Origin of the sequence: Winogradskyella sp. HB-48 (genome assembly GCF_049942685.1) — a bacterium.
GTDB lineage: Bacteria > Bacteroidota > Bacteroidia > Flavobacteriales > Flavobacteriaceae > Winogradskyella.
The window spans coordinates 1,173,571-1,189,988 of record NZ_CP187934.1 but is presented as its reverse complement, the minus strand read 5'-3'; the positions used below and the strand labels follow the sequence as shown (position 1 = coordinate 1,189,988).

The 16,418-nt window shown below is 36.1% G+C and carries 12 protein-coding genes; 6 read left to right on the top strand and 6 right to left on the bottom strand.

Annotation, left to right across the window (positions count from 1 at the left end):
* The first annotated feature begins 60 nt into the window (after window positions 1-60).
* The gene (locus ACPX19_RS05285; protein WP_426431932.1) at window positions 61-1,194 is read left to right on the top strand and encodes an ABC transporter permease; all 1,134 of its coding nucleotides are present in this window, start codon (window positions 61-63) and stop codon (window positions 1,192-1,194) included.
* Here ACPX19_RS05285 and dusB read toward each other — a convergent pair.
* Genes dusB through ACPX19_RS05265 form a run of 4 tightly spaced genes read right to left on the bottom strand, consistent with a single transcriptional unit; the run spans window position 1,191 to window position 4,461 of the window.
* Entirely contained in the window at window positions 1,191-2,183 is a 993-nt protein-coding gene (gene dusB, locus ACPX19_RS05280) for a tRNA dihydrouridine synthase DusB (protein ID WP_426431931.1), read from the bottom strand. The two genes, ACPX19_RS05285 and dusB, sit on opposite strands and share 4 nt — an antisense overlap.
* 21 nt (window positions 2,184-2,204) lie before the next feature.
* Window positions 2,205-2,594 (bottom strand): DUF4345 domain-containing protein, encoded by a 390-nt coding sequence (locus tag ACPX19_RS05275; protein WP_426431929.1) that lies wholly within the window; start codon window positions 2,592-2,594, stop codon window positions 2,205-2,207.
* Between the two features lie 5 nt (window positions 2,595-2,599).
* The gene (locus ACPX19_RS05270; protein ID WP_426431928.1) at window positions 2,600-3,181 is read right to left on the bottom strand and encodes a hypothetical protein; all 582 of its coding nucleotides are present in this window, start codon (window positions 3,179-3,181) and stop codon (window positions 2,600-2,602) included.
* 35 nt (window positions 3,182-3,216) lie between these two features.
* Window positions 3,217-4,461 (bottom strand): M28 family peptidase, encoded by a 1,245-nt coding sequence (locus tag ACPX19_RS05265; RefSeq protein WP_426431927.1) that lies wholly within the window; start codon window positions 4,459-4,461, stop codon window positions 3,217-3,219.
* A gap of 60 nt (window positions 4,462-4,521) precedes the next feature.
* On the opposite strand from ACPX19_RS05265, the gene ACPX19_RS05260 reads away from it, so the two are divergent.
* Window positions 4,522-5,628, top strand: coding sequence for a TolB family protein (locus tag ACPX19_RS05260; protein ID WP_426431926.1), 1,107 nt, complete (start codon window positions 4,522-4,524; stop codon window positions 5,626-5,628).
* Here the strand turns inward: ACPX19_RS05260 and ACPX19_RS05255 are convergent.
* Window positions 5,625-8,030 carry a TonB-dependent receptor domain-containing protein gene (locus tag ACPX19_RS05255; protein WP_426431925.1) on the bottom strand — a complete coding sequence of 802 codons (2,406 nt, stop codon included), beginning with the start codon at window positions 8,028-8,030 and terminating at the stop codon, window positions 5,625-5,627. The genes ACPX19_RS05260 and ACPX19_RS05255 overlap by 4 nt on opposite strands.
* Window positions 8,031-8,183: 153 nt before the next feature.
* On the opposite strand from ACPX19_RS05255, the gene lepA reads away from it, so the two are divergent.
* Window positions 8,184-9,980, top strand: coding sequence for a translation elongation factor 4 (gene lepA, locus ACPX19_RS05250; RefSeq protein ID WP_426431924.1), 1,797 nt, complete (start codon window positions 8,184-8,186; stop codon window positions 9,978-9,980).
* Here lepA and ACPX19_RS05245 read toward each other — a convergent pair.
* Entirely contained in the window at window positions 9,977-11,812 is a 1,836-nt protein-coding gene (locus ACPX19_RS05245; protein ID WP_426431922.1) for a cation:proton antiporter, read from the bottom strand. The two genes, lepA and ACPX19_RS05245, sit on opposite strands and share 4 nt — an antisense overlap.
* Window positions 11,813-12,018: 206 nt before the next feature.
* Between ACPX19_RS05245 and ACPX19_RS05240 the strand changes: the two genes are divergently transcribed.
* From ACPX19_RS05240 to ACPX19_RS05230, 3 genes are all read left to right on the top strand, one after another.
* Window positions 12,019-12,879, top strand: a complete 861-nt coding sequence (locus ACPX19_RS05240) for an MBL fold metallo-hydrolase (protein ID WP_426431920.1) — start codon at window positions 12,019-12,021, stop codon at window positions 12,877-12,879.
* 17 nt (window positions 12,880-12,896) lie between these two features.
* Window positions 12,897-14,504, top strand: a complete 1,608-nt coding sequence (locus ACPX19_RS05235) for a S8 family peptidase (RefSeq protein WP_426431919.1) — start codon at window positions 12,897-12,899, stop codon at window positions 14,502-14,504.
* 81 nt (window positions 14,505-14,585) lie between these two features.
* A complete protein-coding gene (locus tag ACPX19_RS05230; protein ID WP_426431918.1) occupies window positions 14,586-16,394 on the top strand; it encodes a M1 family metallopeptidase in 1,809 nt (602 codons plus the stop codon).
* The last annotated feature ends 24 nt before the right edge of the window (window positions 16,395-16,418 follow it).

Here is a 16,418-nt window from a genome sequence, read left to right as displayed (position 1 = left end):
CCGTTATATATAGCGAAACGTTATTTGCTTTCGAAAAGCAGTAGCAATGCTATAAATATTATGACCATAATTGCCTCAGGTGGTGTTATTATTGCATCAGCAGCACTATTCATTGTCCTATCAGTATTTGCGGGTTTAAAGGATTATAGTCTTCAGTTTTCATCTTTTGTTGACCCAGATTTAAAGTTACTCCCAGCAGAAGGTAAGTCGTTTACATTTTCAGAAAACGACAGAAATGGCCTAAATAATATACACGATATCTCTTCTTTTTCGGAAGTAATAGAGGAGCGTATTATTATAAAATCTGAAAACAAAAATCTACTCGCAACGTTAAAAGGAGTTGACTCTAATTTTCTAAATGTAACCCACATAGACTCTATGGTTACCAAGGGCTACTGGTTTGCACCAAACAGTAACGAAGTTGTGTCTGGCTGGGGAATATCCCATAATCTTTCCTTTGGGATTTTAGACTTTAGAAAAGCGTTGTCATTATATGTGCCTAAACCAGGAAAGGGTCAAATAAGCTCCATAAAAGGTGCTTACAATGCCGCATATGTTAACAATGTCGGTTTATTTGATATAAATGAAGAATTGAATGACAAATATGTGTTTTCTGATATCGCTCTGGCAAAACAATTATTAAACTATAAAGACCATCAAATTAGTGCTCTTGAAATTAAATTAAGCCCTCATGCTAATGAGGAGATTGTTAGAGAGGCTATAAATACTAGATTTAAAAATAGATTCATCATAAAAAACAGAGAGCAACTCAATGACGCTTTGTTCAAAATGCTAAATACCGAAAATTTGGCTATTTATCTCATTTTTACCTTGGTTATAATTATTGCCCTGTTTAATGTTATTGGCGCGATTATTATGATGATTCTAGATAAGAAAAAGTCATTGAATACCTTGTTTAACTTAGGAACAGAGCCAAAAACAATAAAATCCATTTTCTTTTGGCAGGGCAGCTTAATGACTCTAATAAGTGGAATTATAGGAGTGGCCATTGGATTGCTGATAGTGTTTTTTCAACAGCAATTTGGCCTAATAATGCTGACGCCCGAACTGCCTTATCCAGTAAGGTTAAATATTTTTAATGTCTTTGTTGTTTTGGCAACCATTATCGCGCTTGGTATTATAGCCTCTCGTTTAGCCTCGCAGCGAATTACCAAAAAGTTAATTCAGTCTTAAGCAAACTGATAATCTCCAAACTTATCCAAAACCTCATCAAAGGTGTCAAACACATCTTTAGAGTCGTCACTAGTTACCATTTTTGTTCGGTATTCTTTAAAATCTGGTATTCCTTTAAAGTAATTGGTATAATGTCTTCTAGTTTCAAAAACACCTAGTTTCTCGCCTTTCCAATCTATGGACATTTGAAGGTGACGACGAGCTGCCTCTACACGCTCTTGCATAGAAATAGGTGGTAAGTGTTTGCCTGTTTTAAAATAATGCTTTACTTGCTTAAAAAACCAAGGGTTACCGATAGTAGCTCTACCTATCATAGCCCCATCTAAACCATATTCATCTCGCATTTCAACAGCACGTTCTGGAGTGTTTACATCACCATTGCCAAAAACAGGAATATGCATTCTAGGATTATTTTTTACCTCAGCGATTGGTTTCCAGTCGGCATTACCTTTATACATCTGTGCTCTTGTGCGGCCATGTATGGCAATGGCTTTGCAACCCACATCTTGTAAACGCTCTGCAACTTCAACAATTTTTATAGAATCGTGGTCCCAACCCAATCGGGTTTTTACGGTTACCGGTAAGTTAGTACGCTTTACCATTTCGGCGGTAAGTTGCTCCATCAAACAGACATCTTTAAGAATTCCGGCGCCTGCTCCTTTCGATACAACTTTTTTTACGGGACAACCAAAATTAATATCTATAATGTCTGGATTTGACTTTTCCACAATCTCTATAGTCTGAAGCATACTTTCCATATTAGCTCCAAAAATCTGAATACCAACAGGACGCTCCTTCTCATAGATATCTAATTTCATAACACTTTTTGCAGCATTACGGATAAGGCCTTCACTAGAAACAAATTCAGTATAGACCACATCGGCCCCTTGTTCTTTACACAATGCTCTAAATGGTGGATCGCTTACATCTTCCATCGGAGCCAAAAGCAAAGGGAATTCGCCTAATTCTATATCACCTATTTTTACCAAGTCTATAATTTTAAGGCAAAATTACACCTTTTTAGAATATTTACTATTCAAGACCCAAAGTCCGTAAAGCCCTAAACCGAATTCTCCTAAGGTGCCAATCAAATAAGGTAAAGAGGGCAAGCCGTCAAAAACTATACTTATGGTTCTGCCTAAGCCTAAACCTAGCATAAATAAACTATTGGAAATTAATGCTGCGAATAGGAGTTTAGTTTTAATAACACCAAAAATCCATAATAATGAAAATGAGAGATAAACGCCCATTACTGCTTTATAAAAGTTTTTCTCATCTAATGTTGATGGGTTTAGATCTAAAAAAAAACCTAAGTCAAATCCGTAAATGATCGCGGCTGGCACAACAATAATTACCGAAATTACTAAGTGTATTTTGGTGATTATTGCTTTATGTTTCATAACGGTTATTGCCTAGCCCAAACGGAAGAAGATATTTGTGTACTAGTTGTTGTTAATCCTGTAGCTGCATCGGTTTCTGTTGTGGTGTCGTCTTGACTAAACACAAGTGTTTGACCGTTATCACTTATTTCAAATGTTGCTGTTTGTTCTCCGCTAAGTTCAGCAAAGTCCATTCCTTCAAACGAAAACTCAAAAAAAGAGCCATCTATTGTCATTTCATTTCCGTTTACCGAATAACTTCCGCTACCACTAACGCTTTCTAAAGTGTATGGTTCACCTTCTACATTCATCCCATTTGCAACAATATCGGCCACATAACTATAGCCTCCATTAGTTGTGAAATTAGATTCTGTGAAATTTAGATTATAATCTACCGTTGTGCTATATATATCGATATCTGATGAGATTACTTGTCCTTGAAAATCTGTTGAAGTACTAACCTGTACACTGAACTCAACCAGACTCCAATCGCCTAATAAGTCTGAATCTGTTTGGGATGATTCTGCGTCAAAATCAAGGGGTTCATTTTCACAAGTAAAGGCAAAGAAAAGTGTAAATAAACAAAGGAGAACTGATAGTTTTTTCATTTTATAATTGATGTGATTTAGGCTTAAATGTACAATTAAAAATTTACTTTAGTTTCAATTGTTTGCTCTCCTCGTTTCACAATAATAGCAGCTTCATCTCCTTTTTCAAAAACAGATAACGCTCGCATATAGCTCATCATATCCGTTATTGTGCTGTCCCCTAACTTTATGACGATATCCCCTTTTTGTAATCCTGCGTTAAAAGCTGGCGTTTCCTCTCTTGTACCATCTATACGCATACCTTCACCATCAAACAAATAATCTGGCACAACCCCTAAACCAACCTTAAACCGAGGTGTTTCCTCACTTTCATTTTTTGTTTTTCTGAAGGCCAGCTCCCCGTTATCATCCAAATCCGAAATGATACTGAATATATAGTCTGAAATAAGATTCATGCCTTCATAATTGAGCTTATCGGAGTCATCAGCGGGCTTGTGATAATCTTCATGCTGACCAGTAAAAAAGTGCAAAACAGGGATATCGATTAGATAGAAAGATGTGTGATCGCTAGGGCCCACTCCACTTTCGTTTTCAATAAGTTTGAATTTATCGTTGTGGGCTTTAATCGTTTGTTTAAATAATGGCGAAGTACCTACTCCATAAACCGCAAGAGTACTATCTGCCTTTAAACGGCCAACCATGTCCATATTTATCATATAATTGATGGACTCTGCACTTATGGTTGGATTTTTAGAAAAGTAATTAGAGCCAAGTAAGCCCATTTCTTCTCCTGAAAATGCCATAAACAGATAATTGTTATTGTCTTTAATTTCGGCGTTGTCGTTCTTAACTTTTATACGCTCAGCTAAATTCAATAACACAGCTACTCCACTAGCATTGTCATCCGCGCCGTTATGTACTGCTTTGTCTTCACCTCTGTAGAGTGATCCCTCGCCACCATAGCCCAAGTGGTCATAATGCGCTCCTACAACAATAGTTGTTTGTGCATTATTATTGATATAACCTATAACATTGTTACCAGTTATTGTACTGTCTGCGTTGGTTGTAAACTCTACTTCCTTATGTGGATCTGTTTTGGGTTTAAATGAAAAAGACTGTAAGTAGCCATTAGTGCCTTTTGCTTCTAGACCTATTTCCTTAAAGCGCTTTACAATATATTCTGAAGCTTTCCTTTCCCCTTCTGTGCCAGTCTGACGCCCTTCAAGTTTATCGTCAGCTAAAACATAAACATCTTCCTTAATCTTATTCTCTGCAACCTTGGGTTCTTTCTTACAGCCTAAAGCAATTGCTAAAAGCACTAAAAACACTATTTTTTTCATCTCTAAGTCTTATTTTTGCAAAATTAAGTATTAATACCCACATATAATAATTCAAAAAACATGAAGAGACTTACTGTTGTCCTTATATTCGGTGTTTTAATTTTATCTTGTAAAAATGAAGAAAAACAGTCTGGTAACGACGCCTATTCTGGGGCTACAGATATGAGCGAATCCTTAATATATCCGGAAGAAAAAAACTTTAAATCCTTAAGGCAAGTGACTTATGGAGGGGATAATGCCGAGGCTTACTGGAGTTTTGATGATAAACAAATTATATTTCAATCAAACAATCAAAAATGGGGCGTCAATTGTGACCAGATGTTTTTGATGGATGCTGATGAAACCTTTACAGATAGCATTGCACCACCTATGATAAGTACGGGAAAAGGCAGAACAACCTGTTCTTATTTTTTGCCAGATAATAAGCACATTATTTATGCCTCTACACACCTTGGTGGTGACGAGTGCCCTGAAGTTCCCCAAAAAGAGAACGGAAAATACATTTGGCCAATCTACAACAGCTATGATATTTTTGTTGCTGATTTAGAGGGTAATATTGTAAAACAATTAACTCATGAAGACGGTTATGATGCTGAACCTACGGTTTCACCAAAAGGTGATAAAATAGTTTTTACCTCAACTAGAAGCGGTGACCTAGAGCTGTATACCATGAACATAGATGGTACAGACGTAAAACAAATTACCGACGAGCTTGGTTATGATGGTGGCGCCTTCTTTTCTCCAGATGGTAGTAAAATTATCTTTAGAGCATCACGCCCAAAAACTGCACAAGAACAAAAGGAATATAAAGACCTATTGGCAAAAGGATTGGTAGAGCCAAGTGACATGGAACTCTTTATCTGTAATGCCGATGGTAGCGGTATGCGTCAGTTAACCCATTTGGGCAATGCTAATTGGAGTCCCTTTTTTCATCCAAGCGGCGAAAAGATATTGTTTTCTTCAAATTTTGAAAGTGACTTGGGTTTTCCCTTTAATCTTTATATGATAGACATCGACGGTAAAAACATTAAGCGAATAACCCACGGCAAAACCTTTGAAGCGTTTCCTGTCTTTTCAAATGATGGTAAATATCTGATTTTTTCATCCAACCGAAACAACGGAGGCACTAGAGATACCAATTTGTTTATAGCCGAGTGGCAGGATTAATTTAAGTCTTTAAGCCTATCGCGCTCTTCAGCAGATGTAGTACGTTCGTTGGTATTTAGTTTTGTGTTACCAAATTTATAGCTGAAGCCAATCTTCACAAATCTGTTATCTAAATCCATCAACCTTTGGCTAGATTGGTTGAGATAGTTAATGGATGTACTATAATCTTGCATATTAAAAATATCATCAACACTCAAAGATATTGTCGCTTTGTCTTTTAAGATGCTTTTTGAAAAGCTTATTGTCGAGATCAAGCGATCCTCAACATTTTGTAAGCTCTGAAGATTTCTACCAAGCCAGTAAAATGTGGCGTTAATGTTTAAGCTGTTGTCTTTGAGAAAAGTGAATCCTGGTGACAAGATAAATAATTGAGACCACTGATTCAATTCAACGAAACCGTTGCCAAAATTCACCTCCTCGTTCATATTATAAGTAGAAGAAGCTGCATAAAGGTAAAATTTACTGCTTGAATAATAATTAAACTCTAAATCAAAACCATAATCAACACGTTTATCTAAATTAGTTGGTGTATACGCTATAACATTCGTTTGATTGTTTTGCCTAGGCAACTCCTCTATGGCTCCATCGTAATTGGTGTAATAAACAGAAAAAGTGAAGTTCTTCAAAAAGTCTATACTTATCTTATAATTGTCGGTATATGTTGGCAGCAAACTCGGGTTTCCCAAAACTACGGTGTTTTCATTTAGAAAAAAGGTAAATGGGTTTAGGTTTGTATAACTAGGCCTAGTAATGCTTCTGCTATAATTAGCCGAGATCGATGTCTTTTCTGATAGTTGATGTGAAATACTAGCGTTGGGGAACAAGTTTAAATAATTTTGGGTGTTGGTTTCACTTAATGATACTGAACTCCCTTCAATATTGGTCTGCTCAGCCCTAATTCCTAAGTTAATATCCCATTCCTCCCAGGTTTTACTATAGTTTGCATAAGCTGCGAATACTTTTTCATCATAGTTAAACGCGTCAGAATTGCTGTTATTTATGACCTCCGCATCATTAATGATGTCTAATCTGGTAATATCGCTATCCGTTTTAACATTAGAAAACTTCACACCGCTCTCAAAACTTGACGACTCATCAATTGGTAAGCGATAATCTAATTTACCTGTTATTATTTGGGTGTCCTGATTTGCAATGGTTCTAAACTCTGAATCATTAGTGTCTATGGGTTCATCTTGAAAAACACTTTGATTTCGCTCGTATTCGTAAATGGTATAGTGGGCATTAAAACTTAAGCTCGACTCATTTTTAAAATCGTGCTTAAATATCAAATCCGTACCTACATTATATTTGTTATCCAGAGATAGATTATCAGCATCAAAACTTAATAAAAAATTGTTGTTAGAATCAAAAATATCTGTGATGTTGTTAAGCTGGTATTTAAAGTAAGGCATGTATAATCCTGTACTTGTAAGGTTTAATGTATTTCTGTCATCTATAAAATAATCGAAATTTAAATTCAGGTTATGAGTTTCTGACCAAGTATTTCTGTTGACATCAGATTTCCAAACTTCGTCGATGTCACCATTATTATCCAAATAGTTTACGCTGTCGTCTTGATTTCTGTTTATTTTTTGATCAGTATAACTATAGTTTAAATTAAGATTTATTTTGTCGTTTTTAAAATAGTGGCTTGTAGCAGCGTTATAACGAGGAAAAACGCCTTGTGTGTAATTAGTTTGAATACTTCCCCTGTAACCGGTTACTAAATTTTTACTCATTACAATGTTTATGACCGAACCACTGTCTGCATCATAGTTTGCGGACGGGTTTGTAATCACCTCAACCGATTTTATACTATTGGCCGGTGCACTCTCTAGTAGTTGCATTAACTCATCTGAGGTAAGCTGAACCCTTCGTTCATTTATATAAATGGCTGCTGGCGCACTTTTAATGTTGATGCTTCCGTCCGTTACTATAATTCCTGGCGTACTTTTTAGAACACCTAGTGTATTGCCCTCTGCCAGAGCAGTATTTTCAACATTAAAGACTAAACGATCCGGTTTTCTGGTTATAGTTGGCTTTTTGGCAATAATCGTAACCTCTTCTAAAGTTTCAGGTATTTCTTCAAGTTTTATAGTTTTTAAATCTAGGTTTCCTGATAGAATAATTTTTTGTTCAAATTCTTGTAAGCCTATAAAACTAACTTTAATATAATAGGTGTCTACGTTTAAATTAACTAGATTAAAAAAGCCGTTATCGTCTGTAGAAGTTCCTATTAAAAACTGCCTTTCTTCACCTTGTAAAAGAATGACATTGGCCAATTCAATAGGTTGTCCTTCAGCGTCCACAACCTTACCTAAAATGGAAAAACTCTGGGCATAAGCATTAAATGAAAACACGAAAAGTAGCGTGCAAAAAAGAGAACGTAGGTAAACAATCATTAGTTAGGTTTGTAAGCGCAATATAAACATTGTTTTTTACTTTAATTTATGGTTTTTCCTCACATTGTTGTTGCTGTATTGGTTTTTTTATTGTAGGAGCACAAGAGAAATCAATTATATTTGCAAACTTAATGTTGCCTTAGAAAAAGAGAGATGAAGAACATTCGCAATTTTTGCATTATTGCACATATAGACCACGGGAAAAGTACACTGGCCGATCGCTTACTAGATTTTACTGGCTCTGTAACCGAGAGAGAAAAGCAAGATCAGTTACTGGATAGTATGGATCTGGAGCGCGAACGCGGTATCACTATAAAATCTCATGCCATTCAAATGGATTACACCTATAAAGGTGAGCAGTATACCCTTAACCTAATTGATACCCCTGGCCACGTCGATTTTTCATATGAAGTTTCCCGTTCTATTGCAGCTTGTGAAGGCGCACTTCTTATTGTAGATGCAGCACAAAGTATACAGGCACAGACCATTTCTAATCTATATTTAGCTTTAGAAAATGACCTGGAAATCATTCCTATATTGAATAAAATAGATCTACCAAGCGCAAATCCTGAAGAGGTAACAGATGATATTGTAGACTTATTAGGTTGCGATCCTTCTGAGGTTATTCCTGCAAGTGGGAAAACAGGGCTTGGTGTTGAAAATATTTTAGCAGCAATCATTGAGCGTATTCCTGCACCTAAGGGCAACCTAGACGAGCCATTGCAGGCACTTATTTTTGACTCTGTTTACAACCCCTTTAGAGGTGTTGAAACTTACTTTAGGGTTATTAACGGTTCTATTAAAAAGGGACAAAACATTAAGTTTATAAACACAGGCAAAAATTATTTTGCTGACGAAGTTGGTACGTTAAAGCTAAAACAGTCCCCAAAACAAGAAATAAAAGCTGGTGATGTTGGGTATTTAATAACGGGAATTAAAGAAGCTCGCGAAGTCAAGGTAGGAGATACAATTACTGATGCTAAAAACCCGACTAAAAACGCAATTTCTGGTTTTGAAGACGTTAAGCCAATGGTTTTTGCTGGTATCTATCCTGTAGATACAGAAGACTATGAAGAACTAAGGGCTTCTATGGAAAAACTTCAGTTAAATGATGCCTCATTGGTATTTCAACCAGAAAGTTCAGCGGCCTTAGGTTTTGGTTTTCGTTGTGGTTTCTTGGGTATGCTTCACCTAGAAATTATACAAGAACGTTTAGAACGCGAGTTTGATATGACTGTTATTACAACCGTTCCAAACGTAAGTTACCATGCTTTTACCAATAAAAACCCTGAAGAAATTGTTGTTGTAAATAATCCTTCAGACTTACCAGAACCTTCTACCTTGAACCGTGTTGAAGAGCCATATATAAAGGCCTCTATCATCACAAAAGCTGATTTTGTTGGTCCTGTGATGAGTTTGTGTATAGAAAAACGAGGGCAAATTACTAATCAAACATATTTAACGACTGAGCGTGTTGAACTGAGTTTTGATATGCCTTTAGCCGAAATTGTATTCGATTTTTACGATCGTCTAAAAACGGTTTCTAAAGGTTATGCTTCTTTTGATTACTCTCCAATCGGAATGCGTGCATCTAAACTTGTTAGAGTAGATATTTTATTAAACGCCCAAAACGTCGATGCACTTTCGGCTTTGGTACATGCGGATAATGCTTACACAATAGGCAAAAAAATGACCGAAAAACTTAAGGAACTCATCCCAAGACAACAATTTGATATCCCAGTACAAGCTGCTATTGGCGCAAAAATTATTGCTCGTGAGACTATTAAAGCACTTCGTAAAGATGTAACGGCTAAATGTTACGGTGGTGATATTTCTCGTAAGCGTAAACTTCTTGAAAAGCAGAAAAAAGGCAAAAAACGTATGCGCCAAGTAGGTAATGTTGAAATACCTCAACAAGCTTTTATGGCTGTTTTAAAACTTAATGATTAATTGGCAATTGCTTTACCAAGATACACTAACCTACTTTTGGTATCGATCTCTTTTTCTATGTCTCCGTCTAAAGATGGGATAATATGTATTTCACCTTTACTTGTTTTAAGGAATAGTGGTATTTGATCTTTATCTGACTTTATACGTTCTAATAAACCGTGATAAGAATCTAAATCTTTTACTGCAACTTCATGTATTTCTGGGTACTCTTCGGTAACCTCCATAAGGTTGTTGAAATCGTCAGATAATGTAAACACACCATCTTCAGGAGAAATAGAGCTATTCTCTAGTTCAGCTTTAGAAGCCAATCTAAAGGAACCGTTCTCGCCAAACTGAGCTCCAAATTTTTCTACGGCATAACGGTTAATATCTGCATTTCCTGTTAATGCCAACAAATATCCTATGTCGCTAAACTCTACATTATCCTGTAGGGTTTCGGAATAAATATTTTCTGTATGGGCTTCAATACCCATTTTCTCGGCCTCGCTAACATTATTTTGATTACTATCCACCAAAACAACATGCCTTCCATTGTTTATAAGGTATTGGGCAATAAGTCGAGAAACTCTTGATGCCCCTATGATCAAAATACCTTCGGATTTTGATAAGAAAACCCCAGATATTCTTGCAAACAAACGTGCTGTTGTGGCATTTAGTAATACAGTTCCTAAAACTATCATAAAAACCAATGGAGTGATATATTCAGCACCAACAACACCAACCGCCTTAAGCTTACTGCCAAAAAGTGACGCTATGCCTGCGGCAACAATACCTCGTGGCCCAACCCAACTAATGAACATTTTTTCGTTAGCCCTAAGTGTGGAACCCTGTGCACTAACAAACACCGCCAATGGTCTTATTGTCAATACAACAGCTAAGAATAAGGCCAATGTTTCCCATCTGTATAATAGCATCAAATCTTGATAATTGATGTTTGCTGCCAATAAAATGAATAAAATGGAAATCAATAAAACGCTCAGAGATTCTTTAAAATAAAGCAGCTCTTTAATATTATCTAGTTTGCTGTTTCCTATAACCATTCCCATTACAACAACAGCAAGTAAACCAGACTCGTGGGCAAAAATTTCAGATTCAATAAAAACCAAGAGAACAACCGACAATGATACTACATTGAGAAGATAGTGTGGTATGAATTTTTTATTAATGGCAAATACCAAAGCGTGGGCAAACGTAAAACCGAAAGTTGTTCCAAATAGAATAATTTTACCAAACTCAATTAAGGCTGTCTTAGTAAAGCCAGCCTCTCCTTCAATCGAAATAAATTCGAATACCAATACTGCAACCAAAGCGCCTATAGGGTCAATTAAAATACCCTCCCACTTTAAAACTGTAGACACATCGCGTTTCAAAGGTATATTTCTGAGAATAGGTGTTATTACTGTTGGTCCAGTAACAATAATTAATCCTGAAAACAAAAAGCATAAATCCCATGTTAAACCAAATAAATAATGCGCCAATACCGCTGCCCCAAAAAAGGTAATAGCAGCACCTACTGTAATTAATTTTGTAATTACAGGACCAACGTTTCTTATCTCGCTGCGTTTTAGGGTTAGTCCTCCTTCAAAAAGAATAATACTAATAGCTAAAGACACGAAATAGAACAATCCCTCGCCTGGAAATAATCCTTTTTTCTGTTCTTCATCCCATATGGGTTCTATCCATTTTGTGCCATCAGCATTTATAAATTCAGCAGCAATTGGCCCAACCAAAAGACCTATGAGTATTAATGGTAAAATAGCTGGAATTTTAAATTTCCAAGCAAACCATTGAGCTAATATTCCAAGAATAATAATACCTGCTAATTCTACCATTTATAAAATTTTTATCACATTCCGAAAATAGCCTTTTTTTTATAACCGTAAAAATCCTAATAAATTCTAAAGGATATTCTGTATTACAAGCTAATTTGGTAAATTGCGTACTTATGAAAACTCCATAGAGGGCGTTTAAAATGCAATTAACATTACTTCGATAAAATTAAATCACTGAATAACAGGTTTTTGAAAATTTTTAGCAAATGGAATTATACCCAATAAACGCTGGTAATTTTAAGCTTGATGGAGGCGCTATGTTTGGTGTAGTTCCTAAATCGCTTTGGCAACGCACAAATCCTGCTGATAATAACAACATGATAGATATAGCAGCGCGTTGTTTGTTAATTGAGGATGGCAATCGATTAATTTTGATTGATACAGGAATGGGAAATAAGCAAAGTGATAAATTTTTTGGCTACTATTATCTTTGGGGAGATGACTCTATAGATAAATCTCTTGCCAAATATGGTTTTAGCAAAGATGATATTACAGATGTGTTTATGACCCATTTACATTTCGATCATTGTGGTGGCAGCATTCAATGGAACCAGGATCGAACAGGTTACGAACCGGCTTTTAAGAATGCACATTTTTGGAGCAACGCCGATCACTGGAAATGGGCCACAGAACCAAACCGAAGAGAGCAAGCCTCTTTTTTAAAGGAAAATATTCTTCCAATGGAAGCGTGTGGCCAATTAAAGTTTACAACACTACCCGAAAATAAGATTTTAAAAAACTCATCATTAGGATTTGATATTTTTTACGCAAATGGGCACACAGACAAGCAAATGATTCCTATGATACATTACAAAGGTAAAACTATTTGCTTTATGGCAGATTTATTACCTACAGCTGGTCATTTGCCGCTGCCCTTTGTAATGGGTTATGATACAAGGCCTTTGTTAACATTAGATGAAAAAGAGTTGTTTTTAAACATGGCTGCTGATAACAATTTTTATTTGTTTTTGGAGCATGATGCCCATAACGAAATTATAACCGTAAAGCATACCGAAAAAGGCGTAAGACTTAACGAAAATTATACTTGTGACGATATTTTTAACTAAAAACTAAACATTAAAATATGAAATTTAACATTAAACCATTAGCGTATTTATATTTTTTTACAGCACTTTTCATGGGCTGTGGTGGTACTGCAGATATTTTATCTACACCAACAGAAAATATAGACACATCCCCTTTAAAGGTTACTGAGTTAACGGAAGCTGAAAAGAAAAATTGGGGCCATTTAGATTTAGAAAAAGACACTATTCCTGGTATGGCTGTAGATAGGGCTTACGAGGAAATTATTAAGGGAAAGAAAGGTAAAAAAGTTATTGTAGCTGTCATTGATTCTGGTATAGATATAGATCATGAGGATCTAGACGATGTTATCTGGACAAATGAAGATGAAATTCCAAACAATGGAAAAGACGATGACAAAAATGGCTATATAGATGATATTCACGGTTGGAATTTCTTGGGAGATGCTTACGACGAGCAATTAGAATATGTACGCATGATAGCTGCTAAAGATACTTCAAACCCAAGATATCAAGAAGCAGTAGCCTTACAAACTTCAGAATATGAAAAATGGACAGGCCGAAAAACTCAATATGACCAGATCTATCAGCAAGTTGTTTCCGCAGATGAAACTTTAGCAAAGGCTACGGGTAAGAAAGACTATACCAAAGAAGACGTTAATGCTATCACTTCTGAAGATCCTGCCGTACAACAAGCTAAGGGTATTGCACAGTATATGTACAGCAATGGCATAGACTCGATGGCAGATGCAAAAAAAGAAATCAATGACGCTTTAGAGTCTATAAATGAGCGTTTAAACTACAACTTAAATATCAACTTTTCGGGTAGAACCACTAAAGACAATGTTAATGATTTATCGGACGTGGGTTATGGAAATGGAAACGTAAAGCATGTAAAAAAATCCGAATCCCATGGTACACACGTTGCTGGTATTATTGCGGCCGAGCGCAACAATGGTCTTGGGGCAAATGGAGTAGCAAATAATGTTGAGATTATGGCACTACGCGTAGTGCCTAATGGAGATGAGTATGATAAAGATGTTGCTTTATCTATTCGTTATGCTGTAGACAATGGTGCGAAGGTTATTAACGGTAGTTTTGGGAAATCATTCTCTCCACATAGTGCTTGGGTAAGAGATGCTATTAAATATGCTGCGGATAATGATGTTGTTTTTGTACACGCAGCTGGTAATGACAGTAATAACATTGATGTAGAACCTAATTTCCCAGATGATAATGTAAATTTTGTGGAAGTAGCAGATAACTACATTAGAGTAGGTTCTTTAACGCAAAACTACGGTTCTAAAATGGTTTCTGGTTTTTCTAACTATGGTAAGAAAAATGTAGATGTATTTGCGCCTGGTTCTTCTGTTTATTCTACAACACCAGAAAACGAATATGACTTTAAAGGAGGTACATCTATGGCAGCACCAGGTGTTGCTGGTATTGCTGCTTTAATTCGTTCTCAATATCCAAAATTAACTGCTTCTCAAGTAAAGCAAGTTATTTTAGATTCTGGTTTACCATTAACAACCAAAGTTGTTGTGGGTGGAGACGCTTCAAACATTAAGCCTTTTGCAGATTTATCTAAATCAGGAAAAATTGCTAATGCATACAATGCATTAATAATGGCTTCAAAAATAAAATAAACCCCTTTGGGACTTTTAATAGGTAACTATTCTAGTTTGAAAATTAGAATAGTTACCTTTTAATTTTTAAATCATTTTGAAATGAAAAAATTACTTCTAATCCTGACTGTTTTTGCTTTAATGCTATCGTGTGGAGCCACAGAAAATCCAGTAAAAAACGCATCAAAATCTACCGTTAGCACTTCTTCTTATGGTTATTGGCAACAACACGTAGACTATGCTATGGAAATTGATATGGATGTTGAGACGTTTCAATATCAAGGTAAGCAAAAATTAGTATACACCAATAATTCACCCGATGTACTCAATCGTGTGTATTATCATTTGTATTTTAATGCGTTTCAACCTGGTAGTGAAATGGATGTGCGTTCTAGGACTATTGCAGATGCAGATCCTAGAGTTGGCGATAGAATAAGTAAACTTCAGCCTAACGAAATTGGTTACATAAAAGTAAATTCTCTTAAGCAAAACGGTAAAGAAATCAATCACGAAACTGTAGGCACTGTACTTGAGGTAAAACTTAATCAACCTATCCAACCAGGTGAAAGCGTAACTTTTGATATGGATTTTGATGGCCAAGTACCTGTTCAAATTCGTCGTTCAGGTAGAAATAATAAAGAGGGTGTTGCGTTGTCTATGGCTCAATGGTATCCTAAGTTAGCAGAATATGATGACGAAGGTTGGCATGCAGACCCTTACATAGGTAGAGAGTTTCATGGTGTTTGGGGAAATTTTGATGTAAAGTTAACCATAGACCAAGATTACGTTGTTGGTGGTACAGGTTATATACAAAGTGAAACAAAAGCTAAAAAAGGAAAGAAAACGGTTCACTTTAAAGCACCAAAAGTTCATGATTTTACTTGGGCTGCGGATCCTGATTTTATTCATGATATCTTTGAAATGGAAAATGGGCCAACGTTACATTTTTACTACAAAAAGGATTTAGAACCTAAGTACATAGAAAACTGGAAAAAACTTCAACCAGATACCGCGAAACTTATGACCTATTTTAGTGAAAATATAGGGCAATACCCTTACGATCAGTATTCTGTGATACAAGGTGGTGATGGCGGTATGGAATATGCCATGTGTACCCTTATTACTGGTCAGCGTAGCTACAGAAGTTTGCTCGGAGTTACAGCGCATGAGATGGCACACTCCTGGTTTCAGTTTTTATTGGCAACCAATGAAGCCAAGCACGAGTGGATGGACGAAGGTTTTACAAGCTACATTTCTACTTTAGCAGAAAACGAATTTGGTTCCAGCAGAAGTGACAACCCTTTAAGCGGGTCTTACAGAGGCTATATTGGGCTTGCTAGCTCTGGTTATGAACAACCCTTAACAACGCATGCTGATCGTTACAAGTACAATCAGGTATATGGTGCAGCAGCATATAGCAAAGGAGCTGTGTTTATTGCCCAGTTAGGCTATATTATTGGTGAGGAAAATTTAAAAAAGACCATTAAAAAGTATTTTGAAGTCTTTGCTTTTAAGCACCCCAAACCAATGGATTTTATCCGTACTGCAGAGCGTGTAACAGATTTTGAACTAGATTGGTACCTCATCGATTTTGCACAAACTACAAATACAGTAGACTACGGAGTTAAATCTGTTGAAGACAATACAATTACCTTAGAGCGTATCGGCCTAATGCCAATGCCAATAGACCTTTCTGTAACTTATACAGATGGTTCTACCGAAGAATTTTACATTCCGCTACAAATGATGCGTGGCGAAAAACCAACCTCAGCGACCATCATAGATGATTGGGCTTGGGCAATGCCCAGTTATTCATTTAATACCAAGAAAACCGTTAAATCTGTTGAAATTGATGCTTCTCAAATGATGGCAGATGTAAAGCGCGAAAACAATATCTTTACTGTAGAATAATATTTATATCTCTGAGAATTTTAA

What these genes read in the sequence shown, in the direction of transcription:
- ACPX19_RS05285 (WP_426431932.1), top strand. Translation starts at nt 61, where the DNA reads ATGACCATAATTGCCTCAGGTGGTGTTATTATTGCATCAGCAGCACTA.
- ACPX19_RS05230 (WP_426431918.1), top strand. Translation starts at nt 14,586, where the DNA reads ATGAAAAAATTACTTCTAATCCTGACTGTTTTTGCTTTAATGCTATCG.
- ACPX19_RS05275 (WP_426431929.1), bottom strand. Translation starts at nt 2,594, where the DNA reads ATGAAACATAAAGCAATAATCACCAAAATACACTTAGTAATTTCGGTA.
- ACPX19_RS05240 (WP_426431920.1), top strand. Translation starts at nt 12,019, where the DNA reads ATGGAATTATACCCAATAAACGCTGGTAATTTTAAGCTTGATGGAGGC.
- ACPX19_RS05245 (WP_426431922.1), bottom strand. Translation starts at nt 11,812, where the DNA reads ATGGTAGAATTAGCAGGTATTATTATTCTTGGAATATTAGCTCAATGG.
- ACPX19_RS05255 (WP_426431925.1), bottom strand. Translation starts at nt 8,030, where the DNA reads ATGATTGTTTACCTACGTTCTCTTTTTTGCACGCTACTTTTCGTGTTT.
- ACPX19_RS05265 (WP_426431927.1), bottom strand. Translation starts at nt 4,461, where the DNA reads ATGAAAAAAATAGTGTTTTTAGTGCTTTTAGCAATTGCTTTAGGCTGT.
- ACPX19_RS05260 (WP_426431926.1), top strand. Translation starts at nt 4,522, where the DNA reads ATGAAGAGACTTACTGTTGTCCTTATATTCGGTGTTTTAATTTTATCT.
- ACPX19_RS05235 (WP_426431919.1), top strand. Translation starts at nt 12,897, where the DNA reads ATGAAATTTAACATTAAACCATTAGCGTATTTATATTTTTTTACAGCA.
- lepA (WP_426431924.1), top strand. Translation starts at nt 8,184, where the DNA reads ATGAAGAACATTCGCAATTTTTGCATTATTGCACATATAGACCACGGG.
- ACPX19_RS05270 (WP_426431928.1), bottom strand. Translation starts at nt 3,181, where the DNA reads ATGAAAAAACTATCAGTTCTCCTTTGTTTATTTACACTTTTCTTTGCC.